Below are 25,786 nucleotides of genomic sequence, written 5' to 3'. Positions count from 1 at the left end.
AGGGCTGTGGCGAGGCGGAATAGAGCAAATTTTGTCGAAAACGAAAGTTGCAAGAAAAATATGAATAGGATAAGATAATCTAAACCCTAGAACTTAAAAAGTCTTTAGACTAAAAAAGGGGCGTGTGTTGGATGCAATTTAAAGATTTTGGGCGCGGAGCACGGATCGAGTTATCCAAAATGGCCAAGTTACTAGGAATGAAGTTTATTGGGTACAATTCAAAGGATCAGCAAGTATCCCTTGAGGTTCACGGCAAAGGTGTTACTTATCCCTTAGAGGAGTTTATCCAGCAATACGAGAGGATCTGTCCTACTGCTTAATTGGAATTTTCTAAAGGTGAAATAATGAAGAGGAGCTTTTCTCTTGGCTTTACGAGAATAGCTCCTCTTAATATTTATCCTTTTTGGTAAAAGAAGGAAGAAACGGCTTTTAAACCGAGGTGTTTCATACCAAAGAGATGTTCAGTACTGCCGGTAAAAAGGATTCCTCCAGGTTTAAGAGCATCTGTGAATTTTTTATAGAGCATTTCCTTGGCTTCGTCTGTAAAATAAATGACAACATTTCGACAGGCAATAAAGTCAAAGCCGGTTTGAAATCGATCGGTTAGGAGGTTCTGATGCTGGAAGGTGACCAATCGTTTTACCGATTCTTTAATTTGATAGCCCTTTTCAGTTGAAGTGAAATATTTTTGCAGGAATTCAGGGGGAGTACTTGCAAAATCATTTTGTTTATAAAGGCCTTCCTTCGCTTGATTCAAAACATTAATGTCAATGTCTGATCCCAAGACGGTAAATTTGCTATTCGGGAAGTATTCCATCAAGGTCATGGCTAAAGAATAAGGCTCTTGTCCGCTCGAACATCCGGCGCTCCAAAGCTTTAGAGGGCTTTTACTCTGAAGGAGCTGGGGGATAATGGACTCTTTCAGAGTTTTCCACTGGTTCGCGTCGCGAAAAAACTGAGAAACATTAATAGTGAGATGTTTAAAAAAAGCGTCATATAAACTTTGATCTGAATTAAGGGCTTTGAAGAATTCAGGAAATGTCGGATAACCGTGGGAGTTCATAAAACTTAGAATTCTTCGCTGCATTTGGTTTTGTTTATAAAATTTAAGATCAAGCCCACTTTTGGGATGAAAAGCTTTAATAAATTCCTCATAGGTATTGGAAATGGATGTTATAGCCAAAAGGATGACACCTCTCTTTTTAAATAAATTAGTGTGATCTTGTAATTTCACTAAAGGCTGACATTTAGGCAAAAAGATCCACAATGAGCCCTTTAATTTCACCGACCTTGGTTAAAACTTCTAAAGGCTTAGCCTGCTGGTCGAGAAGCTGTTTTCCTAGATTTTCTAAAGCGTGATCGATTTTGGAGATGCGAGCCATAATTTTCGGACGACCATGGAAATCCCAAGAGGATTCTTCCTGCATTTTTCGGCTTTGACCAAAGGTTGAACGCAGGAAAGACTTAACCATATCACGAAAATCCTTTAAGTCTCGAATAGAAAGTGATTGAGCTAACTTTTTGCCCTGGGTCTCAAGACGATCGAGAAAGGCTTGAAGTTCAGTCTTTTGAATGTTTTGAGTTTGGGTCAAAACTCCTTTAAAATCGATTGTACGTTCTGAGGAATTTTGAGAATCAATCGTGGAAGAAGAGGCTTGAGTTGGTGTTTCGATGCGAATAGACATAGTTATTCTCCTTTAGAAAGGATATTTATAATGCAAGCCCTTTTGCCTTGGAGTGTCTTTCCTGACTTCTACTAATGCGTTGCTGTTGGTGAAGCCGAATTTGCTGGCGTTGAAGAAACGTTACTGGTGGGTTCCGTAACATCATATTTAGAACGAAGAATGACAAGATCGATGCGGCGGTTTCTAGCTCTTCCTGCTTCTGTATCGTTAGAGGCAATTGGCCGGTATTCACCGTAACCGGTTGCAGAGAGACGATTAGGGTCAATGCCGTCATGCTGCAAAATTTGCACTACATTAGTAGCACGGACTACTGATAATTCCCAGTTGCTAGGAAATTGGGCAGTATGAATTGGTAAATTGTCGGTATGGCCTTCAACCCTGATTTGGTTGGAGGATGATTCAATGACTGTGGAGACTTTCTCTAAGATATTACGGGCATAAGGAGTTATATCTGCCGAGCCGCTTTCAAAAAGCAAGGTTTCTTGAATACTAACGACAAGGCCGCGTTCTTCGACAGACGTAACTAAGGTGGATTGAATGCCATTATCTGATGCAAATTTATCGAGTTTAGCCTTTATGGTTTCGATAGACTTGTTATCCGCATCCACATTTCCTTGACCTGCCTTTTGGTTGTTATTCTGCGTGGTTGTGGAGGGTTTGGCAGTATCACTTTGAGGAGTTTTAGGAGGTATGGCAGCCGGTCCCGATGGACTGGTTGCCAATTGTATTTTAGCAGAACTGCCACCGCTTAAGGCTGAGTTCAAAGCCTGGGCCATGGCCTGAAACTTTTCTGAATCAACTTTACTCATCGAGTAAAGGACAACGAAGAAAATCATAAGTAAGGTAATAAGGTCAGAATAGGTGAGCAGCCAACGTTCTCCGTTCTCCTTTTCAACTTCTTCTCCGCGTTTTCTACTCATCGGCTCTCACTAACTGCAGGACGGCCTGCTGCCGCTGCACCTTCTTCATCATTGTCTTCAGAGGGGAGCAAAGAACCGACGTGGGTTTTCAATTTTTCTCTGAGAATAGATGGGTTATCGCCTGCCTGGATCGAGAGGATTCCGTCTCGAACCATTTCCATTGCGGCAACCTCCGCCTTGTCTTTCATTTTAAGCTTTGTGGCAATAGGAAGCCAGAGAAGGTTGGCAGAGGAAACACCATAAAGGGTAGCAATAAAAGCAGATGCAATTGATTCAGAGAGTGCTGACGGATCGGAGAGATTACCTAATACCTTAACGAGTCCCATAACAGTCCCAATAATCCCCATGGTCGGTGCAAATCCGCCGGCCGCTTCAAAGACGGAGATGCCAACTTTATGGCGTTTTTCCAAGACAGCGATATTTGATTCCAGAATTTCCTCGGTAATTTCAGGATCTGTGCCATCAATGACCAGCTGTAACCCTTGACGAGTAAAACGATCGTTAACAGTCTGGAGTTCTTGTTCAAGGCTTAATAATCCTTCGCGGCGTGCTTTTTCAGCGAAGCCAACAAGAGCTTCATAAGCTTCTGCGGTGCCAAAAGTTTGACTTGTAAAGGCAACTTTTAGCCAATGAGGGAGGTGTTTGAGATCCGAAAGGGAAAAACTGGTTAAGACTGCTCCGGTGGTTCCTCCGAAAACAATAATTGCTGCAGAAAATTGGAAAAGGGCCCCGAGAGCGCCGCCTTCCAAAAGATATCCCATGACTAGAGCGCCTATTCCGGCGATAACGCCAATTAATGTTGATAAATCCATGTTTTTTGCCACGACACTCCTTTATACCTTAGCAATAGAGACCATAATTCTAGTTTATGAGAGAAGAAAGGGAATAATCTGGATCCTCTGGCCTAGTTGCTTTTCTAAATAAAGGGCTGCGACATACCTCCCTTTGCGTTTATTACATGATTTTAGCGTAGAAGCTTAGATTATGGGAAGAGGAAAAGCATCTCCCTACAATATAATATCGACAAAATATACTCTAAACTTTAGTATCTCTACATAATGCAAACAAGTATTTATTGTCTGAGGAAAGAATGGCTAACGAATATGGAGAAAGTTTTTCTTAAGTTTTACCTTGCTTTTTTCGATAAGCAAAGTAAGACTATATATCTTGGAGTGAATGAAATGAAGGTAGATCCTACATTTATGTCGCTGGCAGGCTGTACCCAAGCCGCTAATCGCTTGAAGCCAGCCGCAAAAAATAGATCGACGAGCGAAACGGATAATGTTGCTGTTTCAGACAAAGCTCAAACATTTCAGACGTTATTGCAAAAAGCAAGAGAAGTTGTTGACATTCGGGAAGATCGTGTTCAAACCCTGTCCAAGCAGATTGAACGGGGAGAGTTTAAAGTGGATGCTCTGAAAATAGCCGCTAAATTGCTTCCGCCAAATTTCTAAGAGCGTCTAAACGAGGAGGAAGATTCCGTGTCTGAAGTGCTTGAGAACTTGGAAAGAAACTTAAGGGAACAGGTCAAATGCTATACAGAGCTTTATGACTTAGGAAAAAGTAAACAAAAAGCCCTGATTGAAAATAGTGTCCAGGAAATTGACAAAATCACGGCCCGAGAGGAGCAGCTTTTTCCAGATGTTAAACGCTTGGAAAAGGAACGTCTCTTGTTTACGGAACAGATCGGCCTGGAACTAGGTCAGGCACCTGAAAGTTTAACTCTGGTAGTGCTTGCGGAGCGCTTTCCTGTCCTGCAGGGGGTTCATTCTGATCTGGAGCGGGTAATTGGTGAGTTGCAGAGAATTCATGATATTAATACCCAACTTTTGCAGCAATCGATGGGTATTGTTAACTTTACATTGGGGTTGCTGATGTATCAGGAGAAGAACACGTATACACATCCAGGCAGAAATGGTAAAGATATGGATGAAAAGTTGCATCTCTTGGATTGGAGGATTTAAGACATGACTTCTACTTTTTTTGGTTTAGAAATTACGCGCCGAGCACTGGCGTCTCAGCAAGCCGCCTTAGATGTTACGGGGAATAATATTTCTAATGCTAATACTGAAGGATACACCAGACAGATGGCCAACTTGAAAGAAACCACCCCTTATACGATCTACGCAACGGGTCGGAATCTGAGCCTGGGATCTGGGGTGTCTATGGATACAGTTACCCGGGCACGGGATAAATTTGTAGATATGGAGCTTCGTGATGAAACCTCAAAGCAGCAATATTGGACAAGCAGGCAAACGAGTCTATCTAATATAGAAAGTTTTATGAACGAACCCTCGAATAATGGTTTGAGTGCTGCTATGGATAATTTCTGGACAGCTTGGAGCAGCCTTTCTCAGGACCCGGGAAATACAGGAGCTCGTTCGGTTGTACAAGGACGTGCCATAACTTTAACTGATAGTTTTCATGCTATTGCACAGCAGATCAAGACGATGCAAAGCAACCTTAACTCGGATGTGACGACGCAGATTCAAAAGATTAATAGCTACGCAGATCAAATTGCGAAACTTAACGATCAAATTAAATCTGCAAAGATAACTGGGGACAATCCTAATGATCTTTTGGATAGCCGAGATAATTTGATTGACAAATTATCGAAAATTGTCAATGTGAAGGTTTCAGAAACCAATGATGATTTTAGCATAAGTATCGGGGGAGATGTTCCTCCAGCGACGTTGGTGGATAATGGGACGGCTAATCATTTGGATGAGACTTCCGGGCTTGATGGCAATGATGTTAAGTGGGAATCAGGGGATTCACTTACGTTAAATCCGCAACAGGGGACACTCCAAGCGGATATACAGGTTCGTGATACGGATTTGAATAATTTATTGGATCAATATAATTCACTGGCTAAAGATATTGTCGGAGCAGTTAATAGCATTTATGGAACCGGGAAAGTTACCGGGTCTACTGCTACGGGTAATACTTTTTTTGATCCTTCGAATTTAACTGCGAGTACCATCTCCTTGACTTCGACGGGTTCGGCGCCAGTCGATGATTCAGTACCCACCAACATCAATAACATTGTTACAGGAGATGGAACTTCAGGTGATGGAAGTATTGCCGCCGCGATAGCTGCCTTGGCGACCGGATGGTCGAGCATCACAGATACATCATTAACAAGCAAAGCATCATCCTTAGGAGATGAGTACGGAGTTATCGTTTCTCAGTTCGGAGTCCAAGTTCAACAAACTAATCAAACGAAGGCAGGAGAAGATGTTCTAGTTAATAATTTAACGAACCAAAGGGATTCTGTCTCCGGAGTATCTCTTGATGAAGAAATGACAAATATGATTCAATATCAAAAGAGCTATATGGCTGCAGCGAGAGTGGTTACCACAATGGATGATATGCTTAGCACGATTGTAACCGGTTTAGGCGTTACAAGGTAGTAAGACATTGTTTATTGCTTATCAATTTGAAAATAATATTGCGTTATTTATCTCAGGTATATATCTTTGATTAAGGAGGGAATATATTGCGAATCACCAGTAATATGATGTCAAGGGATTTGCTTCTAAATCTTAATTCTGCCCAAGAAAATATGGCAAACATGCAGAACATGATGTCTTCAGGGCATCGGATTAATAAGCCTTCAGATGATCCGGCAGGTACCCATAATGTCCTGGGCCTTAAAACGAATATGGCAATGATTACCCAGCTAAAGAGTAATGCTGATGAGGCAGCATCTTTTATGGGTACAACGGATTCCACCTTATCAGATGTTCAGTCAATGCTCAATCGCGCTTATGAACTTACTCTCCAAGGGGAAAATGGTACCAATGATGATCAATCACGAACAGATATCGCTGCGGAGATTGATCAGATCAATCAGCAAATCCAGACGCTTGCCAATACTAAGGTCGGGGATAAATATATATTCAATGGAACGTCGACAACTGACGCCCCTGTTGTGTCGTCCACAGCGTCCTTTGCAACCTATTCGCCCATTCAATTGGATGTGGGCAATAATAATTCGAAAGTAACTATCTCGGTTGATGGCTCGAGCATTTTTCCTGCAAGTATGACCTTATTAAAGAATATTTCTAATGCTCTGACTTCAGGAGCTGATTTAAGTCCATATGTCGATCAAATTCAGACCAATATTGATAGTATTTCTACGAGTCGAGCGTCCTTAGGCGCGAGCGTTAACCGAGTGCAAGCAATAAGCAGTCAGATGGATACAATGAATATTAATTTAACGTCGAGTCTCTCGACAGTACAGGATACTGACGTGGCAAAAACTATTTTAGATTTTCAGTCCCAGCAAAATACTTTTCAAGCTGCTTTGTCCATTGGGACTAAAATTATTCAACCTTCTTTAGTTGATTTTATGAAGTAAATTAGTTGACATTTTGCAAGATAACTGCTAAAAGGAAAGATTCGCTTCGTATTGAAAAATTATTGTTTACTAGGAGTTATTCGCAGGAAACATAATGTGGGATGTTTTAGAAGGTTGAGGTGATCGGGTATGGTGGATCTTCAAATCCAACAACAATTTGGACGGATTGGACTCCAGGTTACTCCTTTTCAATATAACGTCTCGATTACTCCGGCGAATTTCGAAGTTCAACAACGACCGGCAGAGATTTCGTTAGAACAGCCTGCTGCAACAATAGAGATTGATAATACCCCGGCGCGCGAATCGCTGGGGTATTATGGTGTAGTAGCGGAACAACGTGCCTTTGATCAAGAAGCTAAATCAACCACTGATGCTGGTATCTCCCGAAGGGTCCGTGAAGGAGAGCAATTTGCGGATCTTACAAAAAAAGTATCTGTGGCAAGAATTGTTTCGCAAGATGCAGAACCGCGTCAGAAGGAAGTTCAGATTGGTTGTTCACAACCGATTCGGATCTCAGTGACAACCTATTCTGTTAATTATCAGGCAAATATTGGCGGAGTTTCAGTTGATGCGAGGGTTGGTTCTGTTCACGGGGACTTACAGTACGGTTCGGCTCAAAGTATCATGGAACAAAATCCATATATAAAATTTCATGCGGTGGGAGCTATCTATGATGTGCAGAAGTAACGTATCTGAATCTGTAAAGCTGAACATAAGACATTCGACATTCCATAGTTCAAGATAAATATGGAGGAAATAGATGATGGAAGATAAGGACAATATTTACTATTTTGCTCAAGGTATCCCGGGTTTTGAATTCAATAAGGAATTCCGCTTTGTTGAAGAGAAAGGGATTCCTTTTGCTCAATTAATTTCTGTTGAGGAAGAGAGAATTGGTTTTATTTTAATACGTCCTGGACTATTATTCCCTGATTACAGAGTAGATGTTGATTCGGAGAATGAAGAAATCTTGAGATTTAATGTTATGCGGAATAAGACCGACAGTATTAGCGTTCCCCCCGATGGAAACCCTAATGATCATGTAGATGTGTGGGCAATTGTAACATTAGATAGACGGGACATGGCGAAGAGTACCGTGAATTTAAAAGCTCCAATCCTCTTAAATACTAAGCATAAAGTGGGAGTTCAGGTTATCTTAGCGGATGAACGGTATCTTACGAAACAACCGATAGAAATTGTGAAGCCCAGTGCACGGGAACAGGAAGGGGCAGTTGATTAAATGTTGGTTCTTACACGAAAGTTAAATGAGACCATTAAAATAGGAGACAACATTGAAATTACTGTGGTAGGGATCTCCGGGGATAACGTTCGTATTGGAATTAAGGCTCCTCGGGAAGTGAAAATTCTGCGGAGTGAAGTCTACGAGGAAATCCAAAAGCAAAACAGGGAAGCGGTAACCGGTGAAGAATTTGGATTATCGCTTCAACTTTTAAAAGACTTTAAACTAAAGGAGAAATAGTAACTATCTTTGTTATTTTAAGGCAATGTTTCATCTTAATTTAATAAGCAATGGGGTTTGAAATTTAACAAAACTTAAGAAATGGGAAGCATTTTTTAGAGGTGAATATGAAAACATTAACTTTAGCTATGATCGTTAAAAATGAGAGTAGGTGTCTTGCGAGGTGCTTATCAAGCGCAGCGGATCTTGTTGATGAAATTATTGTTGTTGATACAGGATCGACGGACAATACGAAAGATATCGCAACTTCTTTTGGTGCAAAGATATTTGATTTTACGTGGGTTAATGATTTTTCTAAGGCCCGTAACTTTGCCCTGAATCAATCCACGAGCGATTGGAATTTAGTTTTAGATGCTGACGAATATATTCTTAATGACTGCGGAGAGGCAATTAGAAAATTTATTGAAACCCAAAAGGCTATTGGACGAGTAAAACTGATTGATAAGTTCATTCAAGATGGCGAAGAAAAGCTTGCCCAATGTTATATTTCACGTCTAATTCCTAAAGGAATTTTTTATACGGGAATTATTCATGAACAGGTCGTTTCTGACTTTAAACGGCTAAATGTTGCAATTGAGTTAGGTCATGATGGCTATATTAGCCTAAACGCAAAGGATGATAGAAATTTGAAGTTGCTGCTGCTGGCGCTGGAGCGTTCGCCGAATGATACCTATATGCTCTACCAGACTGCAACGCAGTATTATCTTTCTAAGCATTATGAAATGGCAGATAAATATTTTGAGAAGTGTTATAAACTTATAGGTAAGTCTGAATTATATAAACCTAGTATGGTTGTCAAGTATCTATACAACATCATTAATACTGAAAATTTCGAAAAAGGTCTGGAGATTATTCATAACGAGCGCGATGCATTAGATAATTATCCAGATTACCATTTTGTTTGCGGTTACTTTTATATGGAACTTATCTACAAAGATCAGAAATATGAGAACTTTTTTCCGCTAATTGAGAAGGAGTATTGTAAATGTCTTGAAATAGGTGACCATAGTTACTATGATGGTGTCATTGGAACTGGGAGCTTTTATGCTTTATATAATCTCGGAGTATTGCATGAAGTAACTTCTAATTTGTCAAAGGCTAAAGAATATTACCGAAGAGCTTCGGACTTTGGCTATGAAAAAGCTACTGAGCGGCTTAGGCTTTTGGAAAGTCAGGTGATTTCATAATGTTCAATCAAGTACCTTTGAGGATGTTTGGTAGATTATATCATTTTGGGCTTGCACCAAGGTTGTTATGAGATTAGGTCTAATTCAAGAAGAGCATATAGGCATGTTAATATGAGGCGAATTTACAAGTTACTTGGAGGTAAATAAACAATAACACTGAAATTTGACTAAAATTGGCCTTTATAAAGTGGGGATGTTATCCGATGATTATAGAGTAAGCTACTTCTTGTCGACAAAGAAGCGGATAACAAAATTCCTACACGGATGTGGGAAAATTTTATTCATGGAGGGAAAAAGGATGTATATTAACACTAATATATCCAGTTTAATTGCTCAAAACAATTTAACGAACACCAATAATGCTGTTCAAGATTCATTGGCAAAGTTATCCTCGGGTTATCGAATTAACAAAGCAGCTGATGACGCAGCAGGATTAGCTATCTCCCAAAAAATGACCGCGCAAATCAATGGTTTAAATCAAGCTAACAGGAACGCGCAAGACGGCATTTCAATGATCCAAACAGCAGAAGGTGCAATGGGCCAAACTCAATCCATTCTTCAACGGATGAGAGAGCTTGCAGTACAATCTACCAACGGTACGAACACAACTAATGACCGTCAGCAGATCCAAAGTGAAGTAAGTGCTTTGACAAAAGAAATTAGCAGGATCGCATCAACAACCCAATTTAATACCAAAAACTTGCTCACTGGAAGTTTAACTGTAAAATTCCAAATTGGAGCCGAGAGCGGTCAAACCATTTCACTGCACATCGATAAATTGACTGCTAGTGCGCTTGGAGTAAGCCTATCTGTTTCTACAGTGGGAGGAGCTTCTATCGCGATTGGCAAAATTAGTGCTGCAATCGACACGGTTTCTACAGCTCGAGCAAATCTGGGTGCTTTACAAAATAGGCTTACTCATACTATTTCTAACTTGACGACTGCATCCCAAAACTTGACAGCTGCTCAATCTCAAATTACGAATGTCGACATGGCTTCCGAGATGTCGAAATTCACGCAAAATCAAGTTTTGAGTCAGGCGGGAGTTGCTATGTTAGCTCAGGCCAATCAAACACCACAAGCAATTCTCAAATTGTTAGGCTAATATTTTTTAATTTAGTTTATTTTTACAAGAGAGCCGGTCGGCGGTCAGCCGGACGGCTCTTCTATTATTACTTGAGAATTTGCCAGAGGCGCTTAAATGGGAGGGACTAATATGGTTAATCCAATCCAACCCAATATCGGAGTAACGGTACTGCCTTTAGATGCTTTTCCCGGACAGAAGTCTGACAAAACGCAAGAGGTATTAGTACCTGTCGTTGATCGTAAGCAAGAGACCCCATCTGCTCGCGAAGAAATCCCTCGGGAGGAAATTGAAAAGGCGGCTGAAAAGCTTAATCGTATGATGGGGATTATAGATAGAAATATGAAGTTTAATATTGATAACAGCACCCATCAGGTGATGGTCAAGATCGTGGACAGCAAAACGGGTGAAGTCCTCAACGAGATTCCCCCTAAACGTATTTTTGATTTATTGAATTCATTTTATAACATGTACGGACTGCTTCTTGACAAGCATTCGTAGGAAGGAGGGGTTTTATGTCAAATGCTTTAACCGGATTATCTGGATATGACTTTTCTGGTATTGTTAGTTCAATGATGCAAGCCTATAAGCTTCCTGAAACTCAAATGCAGACACAAGAATCAACTCTGCAAACTCAACAAAATGCCTGGCACGATGTAAACACTCGGCTCTCTGCCCTGGATGCAACACTTACGACGCTAGAATCGTCAGATACTTGGACGGCTACCACAGCTTCTTCCAGCGACACAAATATTGTGACGGCAACGGGTGGCAGTGGAGCCTTGCCGGGAACTTATTCCGTCAATGTAAACAACATTGCTACTGCTGAAGTCGTAGTTAGCCAGGAAGTCAGTGATCCCCCATCTGGGACCTATACTTACACCTCAAGTTCCGATAGTTCGAGTTGGGATTTTGGGATTAATGGAAAAAAAGTTGTTATTCGAAGTTCTACTTCGGGATCAAATCCTTCATTAACGGACATTGCCAATTCGATTAACCGTGCTCAAGCTGGGGTAACTGCATCTGTAATCCAGGTGAGCAGCGACAAATATCGTCTTTCCATTACAAGCAATAAGACGGGAAAAGATAATGCTATCACATTTGATGATTCATTAACAAATTCGTTACAAAATGTATTGGGGATAAATGCTTCTTCAACGACTGTACTATCTCAGACAGACCTGGATAATGGATTGGGAGGAATAACTCAGGCAGCGTTAGATGCTCAGTTTAAAGTTAATGGAGTTAGCATTTCCAGCGCATCGAATACAGTCACGACAGCAATTCAAGGGATAACCTTAAACTTAACAGGAGCCAGTTCATCAACTACGGCAACTGTTGCAGTGACTGCGGATCCTTCAGTGGCCGAAAAAGCTGTTCAAGCTTTTGTGGATCAATATAATTCGGTACAGAGTTTTATTGCTACCGAACTGAATTATGATACCACGACGAAAACTGCAGGGGATCTGTTTGGAGATGCCCAGCTTCAGGATATTCAGTCCCGGCTTAGAGGAATGTTAGGCGGAATTATTAATAAATCCTCGTCACCCTATACACTTCTAAGTGACGTGGGGATTTCAACTTCGGCTGACAATTTTGGAGAAAGTGCTGCCTTATCCTTTGATAAGGGAACTTTTGAAAAGGCTTTTGCCGATAATCCTCAAAGTGTAGCCAATCTCTTTAGCGCTTCTTACAATGGAGTTACTCCGGAAAATGACACGGTTCACAACATTTATGAGGGACTTGGAAATACCCTTCATGCTTACCTTAATCCAATTATAATGTATGGTGGGACGTTATCTGAAATAGATGACAGTTACAATAGACAGATAAAAGATGTGCAAGATCAAATTGATGATTTTGAACAACGTGCGACTGACTATGAAACTATGCTAAATGCAAAGTTTGCTAACTTGGAAACGGTCTTGGCTGGTCTTAATTCGCAAGGAACTTGGTTATCTAGCCAGATCGCTGCTATGTCGGGTTCGTCGAGTTCTTCGAGTTCTTCGAAATCATCAAGTTCGTAGTACCAGGGCTTTGAACGATTACATTGAAATTATTTCTAAGGGAGGAATCGCTCTATCGTGCAAAATACTACAACAAACAATCCTTACGGAGCCTATAGACAGACTTCCATAGCAACAGCTTCCCCGGAAAAATTATTACTAATGTTATTTGATGGAGCGATTCGTTTCCTTAATCAGGCCCGATTTTCTCTGGAACAGCAAGACTTTGAAACGGCGAATAAATGGTTAGGGAAACTTCAGGACGCTTTTATAGAACTGAAGATATCTTTGGATATGAATCAGGGAGAAGTCGCTTCTAATCTTCACAAACTCTATGATTTTTATCAAAGGGAAGTACTTTTGGCCAATGTCGAAAAAAGCACAGAACGTCTTCAACCAGTTGAGGATTTTCTGCGGGCTTTTCGTGAGACTTGGGCTGAGGCTGCGAAGATAGTGCATAGAGAACATTTGCGGACAGGGGAATGAAACAATGCAGATGAATGATCAACTTAAAGAAGATTTGTTTTTAACTTTGGATTATATTCGTAATTTATTTATCCGCAATGAGGATGAAGCTGCGCTCAAAGAACTTGATTCTTTATTTCAGAAAATGGAGTGCATGATCCAAGAAATGACTGTCCGCGTTCAAGAGACGATTCGACAGTTATTGTTACAGGCTTCGAAGAGCTTGGAGACAAAAGATTATGTTCGGCTAATGGATATACTTATCTTTGAAGTAAAACCTTTGTTAAAAGACTGAACGGGGATGGGTTTAAGATGAATTTTTATGAAAAGAATTTAGCTTTTCTTATTACTCAAGGATTTGAAGAACAGGTTTTAAATCAGCCTCTGGAAACTTCCACGGTCAGCCTTTTTTCGGGAAAGACAGGCTACTATACGGCGACAAAAAGGATCGAGGGTCAAGAAATTCTCTTACATAGTGCTTATGACCCTTTGTCGGAGGCCGCTAAGTTGATCGTTAGTGAAGACAATGTTACCTCCTATCGTGCAATTTTTTTATTTGGCTTAGGTCTTGGTTATCATTTAATAGAACTGTTAGATCGAACTCCACCCTCAAGTCTGATTATTGTTTTAGAGACGGATTGGGATATCGTGAGGGCGGCTATGCATGTCATCGATTTTCAAGAAATACTGGCAACAGGGCGAGTTGTCCTGGCTTTTGGAAAGCCGTCGGAAATTCGGGCAATTTTTGACGGCATTATTATTATGGGAGAAGTGCTGCTCAAAATCCAGCGAATGGGGTTCATATATTTTGCACCGAAATACCGTACGGAATATGAAACTGTAAAAGAAATACGAAGTCTGGTATTCGGAGTGATTCAATATCATCGGCATGCAATAGGGGTAGACATAGGGTGGACTGTCCGGGGGCTGAACAATTTTGTTGCGCATATACCCTATCTCGTCAAAAATCCTTCACTCAGAAACATTGCCAATACATGGGGCAAACCAGTCGTGATTGTTTTGGCGGGGCCGTCTTTGACAAAGAATATTGCGGTACTTAAAGAATGGCAAGATCGGGTTACGATTTTCTGCGTAAATACCGTTTTTAATAAATTATTAGATTATGGAATTATACCGGATGCTACTTTTAGTGTCGACAGAACGCCGCTTATTCCAGAATGTCATTACAAACGAGATGAACCTATTCCGGAATCCATTGCCTTTGTTGCCAATCCTGTTGTTGATACGCGGAGCGCAAGGCTGTTTAAGCATCATTTGTTTGTCTACGGAGGAGGAGAATATTTCGAAAACGAATTAGCTCAGGCATTAGATAGTGGCACTTTGGCGATGGGATTATCTGTGACACATTTTGCTTTTAACTTTGCAAATTTAATTGGGGCTCCGGCTATCATTTTGATAGGTCAAGATCTCGCCTTTGGAGAAGAAGGGCGAACCCATAGTTCAGGAAGTGTCTATGATACTGTGAAAGCAAATTTAGAGAATGAGGATCAAGTGGTCTATTTAGAAGGTTATTATGGGGAAAAGGTGCCTTCGACTCTGGCTTGGAGAATGTTCAGAGATTGGTTTGAAATTTTTCTAGAGCGCTTTCCGACTTTAGTCATCAACGCCACGGAAGGCGGGGCTAAAATCAATGGTATGGTTCAATTAACATTGCGGGAGGCCTTAGAAAAACATGTAGGAGTCGACTCCTCACAGAAGGATTCTTTTGTCGATTGGCTTAATTCGGTATCTCAGAATATTGTGCCTGAAGATAATGTCGAAAAGGTTAAGAAGTCGTTTGTGGAACGGATTGAGAAACTGAGTATAGATCAATTAGTTTATACTAAAGCCTCTGATTTATATGATTATGTTAATGATCCTGACGTTTCTTTAGAGTTTAAGAAACGATATTTAGATCAAATGTATGAAACAGCTTATAAAATTCTGGGTAATAACTGGATCTATTCTGCTTTTAGATCCGAATTCATCAGAACGATGGGAGATTATATTAACCTAAACGATGGTTTAATGGATAATGATTCGGAGGAAATGGTTCTTAAGAAAGCGAAATTATTAAGAGATATGTTTGCGGATTTAAATGAATTTCTGGTAAAACTTAAAATTATACTAGAAGATGCGCTTCTTGAATTTGATAAAGATGATGAGTTATTGAGATCATAAGTTCGCTAATGCTTAAGGAATCGAATATAACTAAAATATAGAAGCTAGGGAGGAGTTCAGCAAGTGTTTACAGGGAAGCGAATCTTAATCACCGGTGGAACAGGAACTGTAGGACGGTCCTTATTAGAAACATTGCTTCCGGAAAATCCAGAAGTGATTCGCATCTATAGCCGGGATGAGTTTAAACAATTTGAATTGCAGCAGGAATTCAGAGGGACTCCGAATCTACGCTTCTTATTGGGGGATGTACGAGATTATTCTCGGCTTGTCCGAGCCTTTGAGGGGATTGATTATATTTTTCATACGGCAGCTTTGAAACATGTGCCTGCCTGTGAATACAATCCTTTTGAAGCGGTGCAAACTAATGTTGTCGGTACCCAAAATGTTATTCAAGCTGCCTTGGAATCGGGAGTAAAGAAGGTTACTTTCACAAGTACCGATAAAGCGATTAGCCCAACAAATGCTATGGGAGCAACAAAATTGATGGCGGAGCGTTTAATTGTTGCAGCCGAATATCAAAAGGGGTCTGGAGCAACAGCTTTTTCAGCAGTGCGTTTTGGTAATGTTATGGGTTCGAGAGGATCAGTGATTCCGCTCTTTGAACAGCAAATTCGGGAGAAAAGGAAAATCACTCTGACATCACCGGATATGACCCGGTTTATGATGACTGTTTCAGAAGCAACGCGTTTGACGATGGATGCTATGCAGCTTGCTGATGGTGGTGAAGTATTTGTCTTCAAAATGCCGATTGTTCGTTTAGGAGATTTAGCAAAAGTTATAATCGATCTTGTCTGTGAGAAGTACGGAATTAGAGTTAGTGAGGTTGAAATTCAGCAAATCGGACTTCGACCGGGAGAGAAAATGTATGAGGAACTTATGACTTTTGAGGAATCTAGAAATGCGTATGAATATTCTCATATGTATGCTATTCCTGCACCCTTTGGCGGCAAGTTATCTGCCAAGCAAAAAATTAAGAAGGCTCCTGAAGGTAATTATAGCTCAAAAAGTGGACAAACCCTTACTCTTGACGAGATACGGAGTCTGATTAAAGCGGAACTTTTAAAGGAGAGATAATTAGTGAAGGCTTTGGTGACTGGAGGAGCGGGATTTATTGGTTCTTGGGTAGTGGAACGGTTATTGCGGGAAGGGCATAAGGTTTGGGTTTTGGACAATTTGGCCAATGGCACTGAAGAGAATATACGCTCATATATGAATCATCCTCGGTTTAAGGGTTTTGTGCTGGGCGATATTCAAGATAAGCATAGTTTGGAGCAGTTATTCGCAAATGAATTTAACGTGTGCTTCCATCTGGCCGCCAGTATTAATGTTCAAGACAGTATTGATGACCCAGAAACAACGTTTAAAAATGATGTGATCGGGACGTTTAATGTGCTGGAGCAATGTCGTAAGTATGACGTTAAAATGGTGTTTATGAGTACTTGTATGGTTTATGATAAAGCAATAGGTGCAGAAGGAATAAGCGAATTGTCACCGATCAAACCGGCTTCCCCTTATGCTGGTTCAAAAATTGCCGGTGAAAATATGGTTTTATCATATTATTATGCTTACGGTCTACCGTCTGTGGTCATTCGGCCGTTCAATACCTATGGACCAAGGCAGAAGGCTACCGGGGAAGGCGGCGTTGTCAGTATTTTTACCAGCAAGGCTCTCCAGGGTGAGCCGTTAGGGATTTATGGCTCCGGTGAACAAACCAGAGATTTACTTTATGTCGAGGATTGTGCCCGTTTTGTTGTGGCAGCCGGCCTTTCCGAGAGTGTTAACGGGCAAATTGTCAATGCTGGACTGGGGCAGGATATAACTATTAATGAATTAGCCGCTAAAATCTGTGAAGATCCGAGTTTAATTAAACATATAAAACATATTCATCCCCAGAGCGAGATTCCAAAATTGTTATGCGATTCGAGAAAGGCAAAACGATTATTAGGGTGGGAGCCTCAAGTATCTTTAGAAGAAGGTTTGATGAAAATGAAAGACTGGATGGCATCTCAACTATGAACGAGCTCTTAGCATGATATGGCGGAAAACCGGTGTGCAAATTATGCAGTTGCTTTTGCCAATGGAACTGCAGTATTACATGGGGCAGTATTTGCAGTTTGATCAATAAGTAGAAAGTTTCACCTCATTAGAAGGGGTTTCGCTTCCGCCTCATGATGCCGAAGGTTTGTCTTCCTGGCATCTGTTTGTTGTTCAAGATGTTGTTCATGCCTTGGATAAGATGTTAAGTTATTCGCTCACAGGAAAATGAATGGCATAACGAATTGTAACTAAAAAGTATCCATTGAAAGAAAAGATTTTACGAATTGTATTTTAGTGGATTTGGGAAAATCGAGATTATACAAAAGGATGTTGGTGTTCCATGCGAGTATACCGTGATTACCAACTTCGCCCCTTAGAAAAATGTGATCTTGAGAGAGTATTATGTTGGCGGAATTCTGACAGAGTTCGAGGAAACATGTTTTTGGATCATATTATTACGAGGGAGGAACATTTTGCTTGGTTTAAACGTATACAAGCGGACAATGCCAATTCTAGGTACATGATATTTGAATTTGAAGGGAAACCACTTGGCTTAGTAAAGTTTACAGATATTGATAGTCAGAGTGCAAGGTGCAAGTGGGGATTTTATCTTGGTGAAGAGGGTTTACCGCCAGGTACGGGATTAACAATGGGTTTACTTGGCGTTGAATTTGCTTTTTATCATCTCAAAATCCGTAAACTTTGCAGTGAAGTGTTAGCATTCAATTTACGGAGTATTAATTTCCATATAAAGTTGGGTTTTTCTGAAGAGGGGCGTTTTATTCAACATATATGGAGAAATGACAGGTATGAAGATATTGTTTATTTTGCCCTTTTTAAAAATGATTGGGAAAGACATAATTTAAACTTATATGAAATTAAGTATTAAATTATTGAAAATATATTACTAATTACTACATTTTGTCCTAAATATCGAATTTTAGGTAGTTTATTAATAGAGATTTATTTGGGGAAGGCGGATTGTCGATGAAAATTGTCTGTATCGTTCAGGCCCGAATGGGATCGGAAAGATTACCAGGTAAAGTATTAATGGACATAGCTGGAAAACCAATGCTAGAACATGTCCTTGATCGCTTAAAGCTTGCACGAGAGATCGATGAAATAGTGGTTGCTACAAGTACCAAGCCCGACGATGATTTAATCGCCCGCTTTTGTGATATGAAAGGAACATCAGTTTTTCGGGGCAGCGAATTAGATGTCTTGTCCCGGTATTATCAAGCCGCTCAGCAGCATCAGGCTGATATTGTCATAAGAGTGACGGCAGATTGTCCTCTGGTGGATTTTGAAGGAATTGATTTGCTTATTCATGAACTTTGCCAAAAGAAAGTGGATTATATAGCTTTTGATGGAACCCGATTGCCCAGGGGACTGTCAGGAGAGGTATTTACGTTTGAAGCCCTGAAGCTCACGTATGAAACTGCTCATCAACCTTATGAGCGGGAACATGTGACGATTCACATGTATGAGCACCCTGAGAAGTTTCAAGTACAAAAAGTTGAACCGCCGTCATGGATGAATCGCCCGAATTATAGGCTTACAGTTGATACTCTAGAAGACATTGAGCTCATTAGAAGAATTTATGAAATGTTGAATCATGAAACTCTTAATCTAAGAAAGATAATTAATTTGATGGACGAAAACCGTGAGTTATTGGCTATAAATAGCCATATTAAGCAGAAGAATCCTAAAGAATAGTTCCTTCTTTAAGCAGATGTTTAAAAATGAGGAGATATATTATGCAGATTAATGTAATTGAATACCTTGAAATGGGACCGCTTATTGATTGCCAAAATAAGATTGCAGTCATTGATGGTACAAGGCAATTAACATTTAAGGAGTTAGAGACTAGTTCCAAAAAATTGGCAAGCGTGGTAATCAATAAGTTTAATCTTATAAAATCTCCAATAGCTGTCTTTTTACCTAAAGGTTATAAAACTATAATTGCAAACTTAGGCATTATATATAGTGGGAATATATATACAAACTTAGATATAAAGTCCCCAAATGAGAGGATAAAAAATATCATAAAGAACATTGAGCCTGTTTTAATAATTACTTCAAAAGAGCTAGAACCAACGTTACTGTCATTGGGGATAGAACCTAGCCGAATAATTGATATTGACACGTCTCTTCAAGATGGTTCTGATTACAGCAACCAATTAATCCTAGATCGAGTGAGTTCAATAATAGATACTGATCCGCTTTGCATTATCAATACTTCAGGATCTACCGGAACACCAAAGGGTGTTGTCATTAATCATAGAAGTGTCATTGATTTTATAGATCAGGCAGTTGACTCATTACAACTTGATGGAACTGAGATTATAGGAAGTTTATCGCCTTTCTATTTTGATATATATACACTTGAGTTGTACTTGAGTTTGGCCAAAGGGGCCACAATTGTAATAATTCCGGATCAATTAGCAGTATTTCCTGTAAAGTTGGTGGAGTTCCTCGTTAAACAATCAGTGAGTTTCATTTTTTGGGTGCCAACGATTATGGTGACTATAGCGAACTTTGATCTTTTAGCAAATTGCGATCTGAGCTGTATTAAGAAAGCTCTGTTTGCGGGGGAAGTTTTTTCAACAAAACACTTTAATTACTGGAGAAGAAACATTCCAAATGCAATGTTCGTAAATTTATATGGCCCCATTGAAATAACGGTTGATTGTCTTTACTACATAGTTGAAAGGGATTTCAACGATGAAGAACCTTTGCCTATAGGATATGTTTTTAAAAACACAGATATCTTAATCCTAAATGAAAATAATGAAAGAGCAAAAGTGAATGAACAAGGCGAAATATGTGTACGCGGTGGTTCATTGGCAATGGGCTATTGGAATGATGCCGAAAAAACCGCAAGGGCATTTGTGCAAAATCCCTTAAATAAATATTATCCTGAAATTATTTATCGAACCGGTGATTTAGGGTTAATTAATGAGCATGGTGAAATTATGTTCCGCGGTCGAAAGGACTATCAGATTAAACACTTAGGATATAGAATCGAGTTACCTGAAATAGAACATATCATTTTGGGTATAGAAACAATTAAGAACGCTTGTGTATTGTACAATAAGGAAAAGAAAGAAATTACTTTATTTTATGAATCTAACCAGGAGGTTCCTCCTGCACTTATTCGAGAAGAAGTTGCGAAATTGCTGCCCAAATATATGCTTCCTACAGTCTATTATCATCTAGAATCAATGCCTCGAAATCCTAATGGTAAAATTGATCGTCAAAGATTAACAGAAAGGTTGTTTCAAAGTTAATGAAAGTTGTCGCTGATAGTCTTGACGTTTTCAACGCTATTAATTTAGTAAAAATGAACTCGAAAAGGACAAGAACGAATTTTACGGTTAATCTAAATAAACTTGCATTATGGATTAGTAAAAAAGAATTAACTCTTATTGAATATGAAGGAGCAATGCTGCTCTTTAGGAAAAATGCTGATTTTTATTATATGTATTTTTTTGTGAACGAAGATACTGATTTTAGTTTTCTCGAAAATATTAATTTCGTACGAAGAAATGTGGTAGTAGTCGATTTGCTTGGTAAATCGCCTGATCTTGATGATTTAGGAAAGGAATTCGCAGCCGAAGGTTTTGATGAGCATCTCCATTTGCAAAGAATGTTTAAAATTAACTCTTCCCTTAATTCGAATTTATATGCGGATAGGCCCATGATGAATAACATCAAGGTTGCAACTGAAATCGATGGACAGACTATTTCTGAAATCCTAAACAATAATTTCGATAAGTACGGTGAACAAATCCCCAATTTGAATGAAATTTATCAAGAAATTGATAATGGCAATATTTTGCTATATAAATCCAATTATAAAATATTGGGGTTGCTATATTTTAATAATATTGGCCAAACTTCGATTTTGAGATACTGGATTGTCATTGACAAATACCAAAATGAAGGAATCGGAGGAAAGTTAATAAAGTTCTATTTTCAAATGTGCCAAAATATAAGACGATTTATTGTTTGGGTAGTTTCTGACAATATTAATGCTATAAATAAATATGAACATTATGGATATAAGTTGGACGGTTTGTATGACAAAGTATTAATTCAAAGAGGAGTGACTTAACTTGAGAAAGTCGATTCTAAAAATTCTCTCTAATTTAAGGCCAGAATTTGATTTTTCAGATGGTATTAATTTTATTGAGGAGGGATTTCTTGATTCTTTTGATATTATTACTTTAGTAACAGAACTTGATCAACATTTTTCAATATCAATTGAGGGCATTGATATTATTCCTGAAAATTTTTGCAATATAGACAGTATAGAATTTTTATTGCGCAAGTGTGGGGTGCGGGATGAATCTTAAATTTCATAATAAGAAGATAACTGGAATATTAACAGTGATTCCTGCAAATGAGATTAATTATGTCGATGAGATGAAAAACTTCAATTTCCCTTTAGCAAAATCACTAAAGTTAAAACAGATCATGGGGTATGAAAAACATCGAATTGTTGAAGGTGAAGTGTGTGTTTCGGATTTAGCAGTTCATGGTTTGCAATATCTTTTTGATCAGGGGCTGTTGCGAAAAGAAGACATCGATGCCCTAATTTTGGTCACCCAGTCGCCGGATTACTTTATGCCTGCTACAAGTAATGTCATCCAATCCCGTTTGAATTTGAAAAATGATATGTTTTGCCTTGATATTAATCAGGGCTGCGCTGGTTTTGTTATCGGTTTAATTCAGGCCTTTTTAATGCTTGAGCAGGATTCAATCAATAAGGTTGTCCTGATCAATGGAGATGTTTTAAGCAGAAAAGTATCTTCAAAAGACAGAAATAGTTGGCCTCTGATAGGCGACGCTGCCTCGATTACTATTGTTGAAAAGAGTGATGCAGAAACAGTCACTTACGCAAACCTTAAAATGGATGGGAAAAATCATACTGCTCTTATTATTCCCGCTGGTGGTTTCAGAACTCCATCAACGTCTGAGACTTCAGTCATGGAAGATGTTGGTGACAACAATTTCAGAAGTCAGGATAACCTGAAAATGGACGGTGCCGCCGTATTCAATTTTGTCCAAACTGAAGTACCGCCAATGATTGAAGACCTTCTAGGATTTTCAGGAATCAATAAAGAAGAATTGGATTTCTACTTATTTCACCAGCCTAATAAATTTATGCTGGAAAAGCTTGCTGATAAGCTTAGAATTCCTTATGAAAAAATGCCAAATAACATAGTATCGAACTTTGGAAATGCCAGCGGTGTGACGATACCTACAAATATAACCTTTAACTTGGGTGATAAACTATTAAACAATAGCTATCGGGTTTGCCTGGCTGGATTTGGCGTTGGTTTAACATGGAGCTCAATGGTTATGGATTTAAGCCAGCTTGATTTCTGTAAAATGATAAATTTTTAATGGAGGGGTTAATCATGCAAGAACTATACAACAAAATGGCAGAAATTTTAGAGGTCGAAACGGTTAAAAGAGAGGACGAAATTAGAAAGTTCGACAATTGGGATTCCTTAAGTCTCCTGGTGACATTATCTACAATTGATTCAGAGTTTGGTGTGCTTATTACTACAGAGGAATTTGATAAGGTCAAAACTATTGGCGATCTAGAAGATATTGTGAAGTCCAAAGCGGGTTCTAAGGAATGACGAGTGCAAACTTGTACACTTTAGTAACGGGGGCATCATCAGGTATCGGTCGAGGAATTGCTCAAATCTTATCGCAAAATCATAATCTGATTTTGCATGGCCGAAATATTGAAGAACTGGAGAGAACAAAACTTAATTGTTCAAACAGCGATAACCATTTGATCTGGGCTTATGATTTGTCTGACATAAATCATATTGAGGCAGATCTTAGCACGTTTCTTGTGCAACATACGGGACATGTGAATAATTTTGTCCATTCGGCAGGGGTTGTTCACGTAATGCCCTCCAGGCTCGTTAGTCTGCAAGCTGCACAGACTATGATGAATATTAACTTTTTTTCAGCTTTTGAGTTAACAAAAGTTTTAACAAAAAAGAAGTATAATAATGGACAGTTAAAAAATATTATTTTTGTTTCTAGTATTTATAGCAAATATGGAGCTAAGGGACAGAGTATATATTGTGCAAGTAAGGGTGCTCTCGATTCTTTTATGAAGTCATTGGCAGTTGAACTTGCCCCATATGTAAGAGTTAATTCGATTTTACCCGGAGCGATCAAAACTGGTATGTCTGAAAAAACCTTCCAAAACAAGGACTATATAAATAGACTTCAGGAAGAGTATTTACTTGGATTTGGCGATGTGACAGATATCGGAAATGCAGTCGAATTCCTTCTTTCTGATAACGCCAGATGGGTTACGGGGCAGCAGATGATAGTAGACGGTGGTAGAACTGCCCATTAAGAATATTTAGAGATGGTGGAACTATGAGAAAAATTGATCTGTTTCAGGCTAAAGATGGTCATTGGATTAGTAATGAATATCTTCTCAAGAAACTTATTGAGGTAGAAGCCCATAAAAGCGAGATACTATTTATTCATTCCGATATGTCTTTTGGAATGCCAAATCTTGCACTGAAAAAATCAGATATGTTACATCTCGTACTGGAAACAGTCATGGGGCTTGGTGTAAAAACAATTTGTTTTCCTACGTTTACGTTTAGTTTCTGTAATGGACAGAACTATGATGTAAAAAACTCCAAGTCGCAGATGGGGGCTCTCAATGAATTTGTTCGTAAACAGCCTTTTGCAGTCCGCTCGATTGATCCATTAATGTCTGTAGCCCTAATTGGTGAAGACAAGGATTTGGTCACAGGAATAGGCTATGATTCTGTTGGGTCAAAAAGTACCTTCGATAAATTGCATTCAAGAAAGAATGTAAAGTTTTTGTTTTTTGGTGTTAGTGCTGGGAAATGTTTTACTTATACACATTATATTGAAGAACGTTTATCGGTTCCTTATCGATATGATCGTGATTTTACTGGTACTATTGTTGATGGTGATCGGCAATATACTGATACATATAAACTTTTTGTACGATATAAAGACGTGGTTCCAACTCGTCGCAACGATTTTGAAAGGTTTCTAGTGGATAATAAGATGATGAAGCAAGTTAGTTGCGGTGATAGTTCGATTTCATCTGTAGATGAGTCCATTGCTTATGAGACTTTATGTGAGAAAATCCATCGAAATATTAATTATATGCTTGACAGACCTTATCCTAAGATATTAGACAAAGAGTTTTCTGTTACGAATATGGTTGCTTTATAAAATGATTTATGAGAAAGTGGAGCATATGAAAGTAGCAATTCGAGTTGATTCAGCAGTAATGTTAGGTTCCGGACATGTTATGCGTTGTTTGACTCTAGCTGAACGATTAAGAAAATCGGGAGCAGACGTCGTTTTTATTTGCCGTGACTATCCGGGGCATATGATGCAGCTCATAAAAGACAAAGGCTTTATGATTCATGTTCTGCCTATGAATTATTACTCAATGCCTGACTCGGTGGAAGACTTTATTGTTAACCTAAAAAACAACTGGAATGAGGATCTTGCATCTACGCAAGAAATACTTAGACAATATGGACGATTGGATTGGGTAGTTGTAGACCATTATGCTCTCGATGAAAAGTGGGAAAAGGGGATAAGAGAAAACGCAAAAAAAATTTGTGTAATCGATGATTTAGCTAATAGACGGCATGATTGCGATATCCTATTAGATCAAAACTTTCATACTGACATGGGTCAACGTTACAACGGATTGTTACCGGCGCACTGTAAGGAGTTATTAGGGCCAAAGTATTTGTTGCTTAGAGAAGAATTCTTTGAGGCACAATTTCAACGTCCATCCCGAGATGGATATGTTCAGAATGTGCTGGTTTTTTTTGGCGGAAGTGATCCAACAAACGAGACCCAAAAGACAGTTTGTGCGATTAAGCAACTTGATCGGCCTGACATTCATTTTGATGTAGTTGTGGGAAACGGGTATCTGTATAAAAAGGAAACCCAAGAATTATGTGAGACCTTATCAAATGTTGAATTTTATTGTCAAGTAAATTATATGGCAAAATTGATGCTTAAGTCAGATCTTGCTATAGGTGCCGGCGGGTCAGCGACTTGGGAAAGATGCTTTTTAGGCTTACCGGCGCTGATAATTGTTCTAGCAGATAATCAACGTCAAGGAATAGAGGAATTATCACCTTATGGAGCATTCATTAATTTAGGCTGGCATGACGATATTGATAGCCAAAAACTTTGTGAGCACTTGAAGAGTGCTATTTCAAGACCTGACTTGCTTAAAGAAATGAGTTTAAAGGCCAAAAAATTAGTTGGTATTGCCGATGCCGAATATAAAGATGGAATTATTGTTGAATTTTGGAGGAAGTAAT

The 25,786-nt window shown here is 39.2% G+C and carries 31 protein-coding genes; 27 read left to right on the top strand and 4 right to left on the bottom strand.

Going from position 1 to position 25,786, the window contains the following annotated elements:
- Window positions 1-131 precede the first annotated feature (131 nt).
- The gene (locus B5771_RS12435; protein WP_047809818.1) at window positions 132-320 is read left to right on the top strand and encodes a hypothetical protein; all 189 of its coding nucleotides are present in this window, start codon (window positions 132-134) and stop codon (window positions 318-320) included.
- Window positions 321-394: 74 nt separating this feature from the next.
- Here B5771_RS12435 and B5771_RS12430 read toward each other — a convergent pair whose 3' ends face one another.
- From B5771_RS12430 to B5771_RS12415, 4 genes are all read right to left on the bottom strand, one after another.
- Window positions 395-1,183 carry a protein-glutamate O-methyltransferase CheR gene (locus B5771_RS12430; RefSeq protein ID WP_088187778.1) on the bottom strand — a complete coding sequence of 263 codons (789 nt, stop codon included), beginning with the start codon at window positions 1,181-1,183 and terminating at the stop codon, window positions 395-397.
- Between the two features lie 64 nt (window positions 1,184-1,247).
- The gene (locus B5771_RS12425) at window positions 1,248-1,685 is read right to left on the bottom strand and encodes a YaaR family protein (protein ID WP_088187777.1); all 438 of its coding nucleotides are present in this window, start codon (window positions 1,683-1,685) and stop codon (window positions 1,248-1,250) included.
- A 71-nt stretch (window positions 1,686-1,756) separates the two neighbouring features.
- Window positions 1,757-2,605: a flagellar motor protein MotB gene (locus tag B5771_RS12420; RefSeq protein ID WP_088187776.1), complete on the bottom strand. Its 849-nt coding sequence runs from the start codon at window positions 2,603-2,605 to the stop codon at window positions 1,757-1,759.
- Window positions 2,602-3,417 carry a flagellar motor protein gene (locus tag B5771_RS12415; RefSeq protein ID WP_088187775.1) on the bottom strand — a complete coding sequence of 272 codons (816 nt, stop codon included), beginning with the start codon at window positions 3,415-3,417 and terminating at the stop codon, window positions 2,602-2,604. Before B5771_RS12415 ends, B5771_RS12420 begins: the two co-directional genes overlap by 4 nt.
- 369 nt (window positions 3,418-3,786) lie before the next feature.
- Here B5771_RS12415 and flgM point away from each other — a divergent pair, with 369 nt between their 5' ends.
- From flgM to pseG, 26 genes are all read left to right on the top strand, one after another.
- A complete protein-coding gene (gene flgM / locus B5771_RS12410; protein WP_088187844.1) occupies window positions 3,787-4,059 on the top strand; it encodes a flagellar biosynthesis anti-sigma factor FlgM in 273 nt (90 codons plus the stop codon).
- 27 nt (window positions 4,060-4,086) lie between these two features.
- Window positions 4,087-4,569: a flagellar protein FlgN gene (locus B5771_RS12405; protein WP_088187774.1), complete on the top strand. Its 483-nt coding sequence runs from the start codon at window positions 4,087-4,089 to the stop codon at window positions 4,567-4,569.
- A 3-nt stretch (window positions 4,570-4,572) separates the two neighbouring features.
- Window positions 4,573-6,018, top strand: a complete 1,446-nt coding sequence (gene flgK, locus B5771_RS12400) for a flagellar hook-associated protein FlgK (protein WP_088187773.1) — start codon at window positions 4,573-4,575, stop codon at window positions 6,016-6,018.
- A gap of 86 nt (window positions 6,019-6,104) precedes the next feature.
- Complete coding sequence (gene flgL / locus B5771_RS12395; RefSeq protein ID WP_088187772.1) at window positions 6,105-6,968, top strand: flagellar hook-associated protein FlgL; 864 nt, start codon at window positions 6,105-6,107, stop codon at window positions 6,966-6,968.
- Between the two features lie 129 nt (window positions 6,969-7,097).
- Window positions 7,098-7,655, top strand: a complete 558-nt coding sequence (locus tag B5771_RS12390) for a DUF6470 family protein (protein ID WP_088187771.1) — start codon at window positions 7,098-7,100, stop codon at window positions 7,653-7,655.
- A gap of 73 nt (window positions 7,656-7,728) precedes the next feature.
- A complete protein-coding gene (locus tag B5771_RS12385) occupies window positions 7,729-8,208 on the top strand; it encodes a flagellar assembly protein FliW (RefSeq protein ID WP_088187770.1) in 480 nt (159 codons plus the stop codon).
- Window positions 8,209-8,448, top strand: a complete 240-nt coding sequence (csrA, locus tag B5771_RS12380) for a carbon storage regulator CsrA (protein ID WP_088187769.1) — start codon at window positions 8,209-8,211, stop codon at window positions 8,446-8,448.
- A 107-nt stretch (window positions 8,449-8,555) separates the two neighbouring features.
- A complete protein-coding gene (locus B5771_RS12375) occupies window positions 8,556-9,635 on the top strand; it encodes a glycosyltransferase family 2 protein (protein ID WP_172408260.1) in 1,080 nt (359 codons plus the stop codon).
- Between the two features lie 298 nt (window positions 9,636-9,933).
- Window positions 9,934-10,740, top strand: coding sequence for a flagellin (locus B5771_RS12370; protein ID WP_088187768.1), 807 nt, complete (start codon window positions 9,934-9,936; stop codon window positions 10,738-10,740).
- Window positions 10,741-10,851: 111 nt separating this feature from the next.
- Window positions 10,852-11,220, top strand: a complete 369-nt coding sequence (locus B5771_RS12365) for a flagellar protein FlaG (protein ID WP_088187767.1) — start codon at window positions 10,852-10,854, stop codon at window positions 11,218-11,220.
- 14 nt (window positions 11,221-11,234) lie between these two features.
- Window positions 11,235-12,746, top strand: coding sequence for a flagellar filament capping protein FliD (fliD, locus tag B5771_RS12360; protein ID WP_088187766.1), 1,512 nt, complete (start codon window positions 11,235-11,237; stop codon window positions 12,744-12,746).
- Between the two features lie 57 nt (window positions 12,747-12,803).
- On the top strand, window positions 12,804-13,211 hold the full coding sequence (gene fliS / locus B5771_RS12355) for a flagellar export chaperone FliS (protein WP_088187765.1): 408 nt from the start codon (window positions 12,804-12,806) through the stop codon (window positions 13,209-13,211).
- 4 nt (window positions 13,212-13,215) lie between these two features.
- Entirely contained in the window at window positions 13,216-13,485 is a 270-nt protein-coding gene (locus B5771_RS12350; protein WP_088187764.1) for a hypothetical protein, read from the top strand.
- 17 nt (window positions 13,486-13,502) lie between these two features.
- Window positions 13,503-15,371, top strand: a complete 1,869-nt coding sequence (locus tag B5771_RS12345) for a 6-hydroxymethylpterin diphosphokinase MptE-like protein (RefSeq protein WP_088187763.1) — start codon at window positions 13,503-13,505, stop codon at window positions 15,369-15,371.
- Between the two features lie 63 nt (window positions 15,372-15,434).
- The gene (locus tag B5771_RS12340; protein WP_088187762.1) at window positions 15,435-16,445 is read left to right on the top strand and encodes a UDP-N-acetylglucosamine 4,6-dehydratase family protein; all 1,011 of its coding nucleotides are present in this window, start codon (window positions 15,435-15,437) and stop codon (window positions 16,443-16,445) included.
- A gap of 3 nt (window positions 16,446-16,448) precedes the next feature.
- The gene (locus B5771_RS12335) at window positions 16,449-17,387 is read left to right on the top strand and encodes a GDP-mannose 4,6-dehydratase (protein ID WP_088187761.1); all 939 of its coding nucleotides are present in this window, start codon (window positions 16,449-16,451) and stop codon (window positions 17,385-17,387) included.
- Window positions 17,388-17,748: 361 nt separating this feature from the next.
- Window positions 17,749-18,297: a UDP-4-amino-4,6-dideoxy-N-acetyl-beta-L-altrosamine N-acetyltransferase gene (gene pseH, locus B5771_RS12330; RefSeq protein ID WP_088187760.1), complete on the top strand. Its 549-nt coding sequence runs from the start codon at window positions 17,749-17,751 to the stop codon at window positions 18,295-18,297.
- A gap of 98 nt (window positions 18,298-18,395) precedes the next feature.
- Window positions 18,396-19,124, top strand: a complete 729-nt coding sequence (locus B5771_RS12325) for a glycosyltransferase family protein (RefSeq protein WP_207652690.1) — start codon at window positions 18,396-18,398, stop codon at window positions 19,122-19,124.
- Between the two features lie 41 nt (window positions 19,125-19,165).
- Window positions 19,166-20,698 (top strand): amino acid adenylation domain-containing protein, encoded by a 1,533-nt coding sequence (locus B5771_RS12320; protein WP_088187758.1) that lies wholly within the window; start codon window positions 19,166-19,168, stop codon window positions 20,696-20,698.
- Complete coding sequence (locus B5771_RS12315; protein ID WP_088187757.1) at window positions 20,698-21,525, top strand: GNAT family N-acetyltransferase; 828 nt, start codon at window positions 20,698-20,700, stop codon at window positions 21,523-21,525. Before B5771_RS12320 ends, B5771_RS12315 begins: the two co-directional genes overlap by 1 nt.
- 1 nt (window position 21,526) lies before the next feature.
- Window positions 21,527-21,766 (top strand): acyl carrier protein, encoded by a 240-nt coding sequence (locus B5771_RS12310; RefSeq protein WP_088187756.1) that lies wholly within the window; start codon window positions 21,527-21,529, stop codon window positions 21,764-21,766.
- Window positions 21,756-22,820 (top strand): 3-oxoacyl-[acyl-carrier-protein] synthase III C-terminal domain-containing protein, encoded by a 1,065-nt coding sequence (locus B5771_RS12305; protein WP_088187755.1) that lies wholly within the window; start codon window positions 21,756-21,758, stop codon window positions 22,818-22,820. The genes B5771_RS12310 and B5771_RS12305 overlap by 11 nt, the downstream gene beginning before the upstream one ends.
- A gap of 14 nt (window positions 22,821-22,834) precedes the next feature.
- Entirely contained in the window at window positions 22,835-23,062 is a 228-nt protein-coding gene (locus B5771_RS12300; protein ID WP_088187754.1) for an acyl carrier protein, read from the top strand.
- A complete protein-coding gene (locus tag B5771_RS12295; RefSeq protein WP_088187753.1) occupies window positions 23,059-23,802 on the top strand; it encodes an SDR family oxidoreductase in 744 nt (247 codons plus the stop codon). The genes B5771_RS12300 and B5771_RS12295 overlap by 4 nt, the downstream gene beginning before the upstream one ends.
- 23 nt (window positions 23,803-23,825) lie before the next feature.
- Window positions 23,826-24,668 (top strand): AAC(3) family N-acetyltransferase, encoded by an 843-nt coding sequence (locus tag B5771_RS12290; protein WP_088187752.1) that lies wholly within the window; start codon window positions 23,826-23,828, stop codon window positions 24,666-24,668.
- A gap of 1 nt (window position 24,669) precedes the next feature.
- Window positions 24,670-25,785, top strand: a complete 1,116-nt coding sequence (gene pseG / locus B5771_RS12285; protein ID WP_207652689.1) for a UDP-2,4-diacetamido-2,4,6-trideoxy-beta-L-altropyranose hydrolase — start codon at window positions 24,670-24,672, stop codon at window positions 25,783-25,785.
- Window position 25,786 lies beyond the last annotated feature (1 nt).

This window comes from Desulfosporosinus sp. FKA (assembly GCF_002196785.1).
GTDB classification, from domain to species: domain Bacteria; phylum Bacillota; class Desulfitobacteriia; order Desulfitobacteriales; family Desulfitobacteriaceae; genus Desulfosporosinus; species Desulfosporosinus acididurans.
Note: the sequence above shows the minus strand (reverse complement) of the source record. Positions and strands in the feature narration are given on the sequence as shown.

Coding starts and splice junctions, on each gene's coding strand:
- B5771_RS12375 (WP_172408260.1), top strand. CDS start 8,556: ATGAAAACATTAACTTTAGCTATGATCGTTAAAAATGAGAGTAGGTGT.
- B5771_RS12435 (WP_047809818.1), top strand. CDS start 132: ATGCAATTTAAAGATTTTGGGCGCGGAGCACGGATCGAGTTATCCAAA.
- B5771_RS12290 (WP_088187752.1), top strand. CDS start 23,826: ATGAGAAAAATTGATCTGTTTCAGGCTAAAGATGGTCATTGGATTAGT.
- flgM (WP_088187844.1), top strand. CDS start 3,787: ATGAAGGTAGATCCTACATTTATGTCGCTGGCAGGCTGTACCCAAGCC.
- B5771_RS12345 (WP_088187763.1), top strand. CDS start 13,503: ATGAATTTTTATGAAAAGAATTTAGCTTTTCTTATTACTCAAGGATTT.
- B5771_RS12415 (WP_088187775.1), bottom strand. CDS start 3,417: ATGGATTTATCAACATTAATTGGCGTTATCGCCGGAATAGGCGCTCTA.
- flgK (WP_088187773.1), top strand. CDS start 4,573: ATGACTTCTACTTTTTTTGGTTTAGAAATTACGCGCCGAGCACTGGCG.
- B5771_RS12425 (WP_088187777.1), bottom strand. CDS start 1,685: ATGTCTATTCGCATCGAAACACCAACTCAAGCCTCTTCTTCCACGATT.
- pseH (WP_088187760.1), top strand. CDS start 17,749: ATGCGAGTATACCGTGATTACCAACTTCGCCCCTTAGAAAAATGTGAT.
- B5771_RS12385 (WP_088187770.1), top strand. CDS start 7,729: ATGATGGAAGATAAGGACAATATTTACTATTTTGCTCAAGGTATCCCG.
- B5771_RS12325 (WP_207652690.1), top strand. CDS start 18,396: ATGAAAATTGTCTGTATCGTTCAGGCCCGAATGGGATCGGAAAGATTA.
- B5771_RS12390 (WP_088187771.1), top strand. CDS start 7,098: ATGGTGGATCTTCAAATCCAACAACAATTTGGACGGATTGGACTCCAG.
- B5771_RS12365 (WP_088187767.1), top strand. CDS start 10,852: ATGGTTAATCCAATCCAACCCAATATCGGAGTAACGGTACTGCCTTTA.
- pseG (WP_207652689.1), top strand. CDS start 24,670: ATGATTTATGAGAAAGTGGAGCATATGAAAGTAGCAATTCGAGTTGAT.
- B5771_RS12305 (WP_088187755.1), top strand. CDS start 21,756: ATGAATCTTAAATTTCATAATAAGAAGATAACTGGAATATTAACAGTG.
- B5771_RS12315 (WP_088187757.1), top strand. CDS start 20,698: ATGAAAGTTGTCGCTGATAGTCTTGACGTTTTCAACGCTATTAATTTA.
- csrA (WP_088187769.1), top strand. CDS start 8,209: ATGTTGGTTCTTACACGAAAGTTAAATGAGACCATTAAAATAGGAGAC.
- B5771_RS12370 (WP_088187768.1), top strand. CDS start 9,934: ATGTATATTAACACTAATATATCCAGTTTAATTGCTCAAAACAATTTA.
- B5771_RS12420 (WP_088187776.1), bottom strand. CDS start 2,605: ATGAGTAGAAAACGCGGAGAAGAAGTTGAAAAGGAGAACGGAGAACGT.
- fliD (WP_088187766.1), top strand. CDS start 11,235: ATGTCAAATGCTTTAACCGGATTATCTGGATATGACTTTTCTGGTATT.
- B5771_RS12320 (WP_088187758.1), top strand. CDS start 19,166: ATGCAGATTAATGTAATTGAATACCTTGAAATGGGACCGCTTATTGAT.
- B5771_RS12350 (WP_088187764.1), top strand. CDS start 13,216: ATGCAGATGAATGATCAACTTAAAGAAGATTTGTTTTTAACTTTGGAT.
- B5771_RS12295 (WP_088187753.1), top strand. CDS start 23,059: ATGACGAGTGCAAACTTGTACACTTTAGTAACGGGGGCATCATCAGGT.
- B5771_RS12300 (WP_088187754.1), top strand. CDS start 22,835: ATGCAAGAACTATACAACAAAATGGCAGAAATTTTAGAGGTCGAAACG.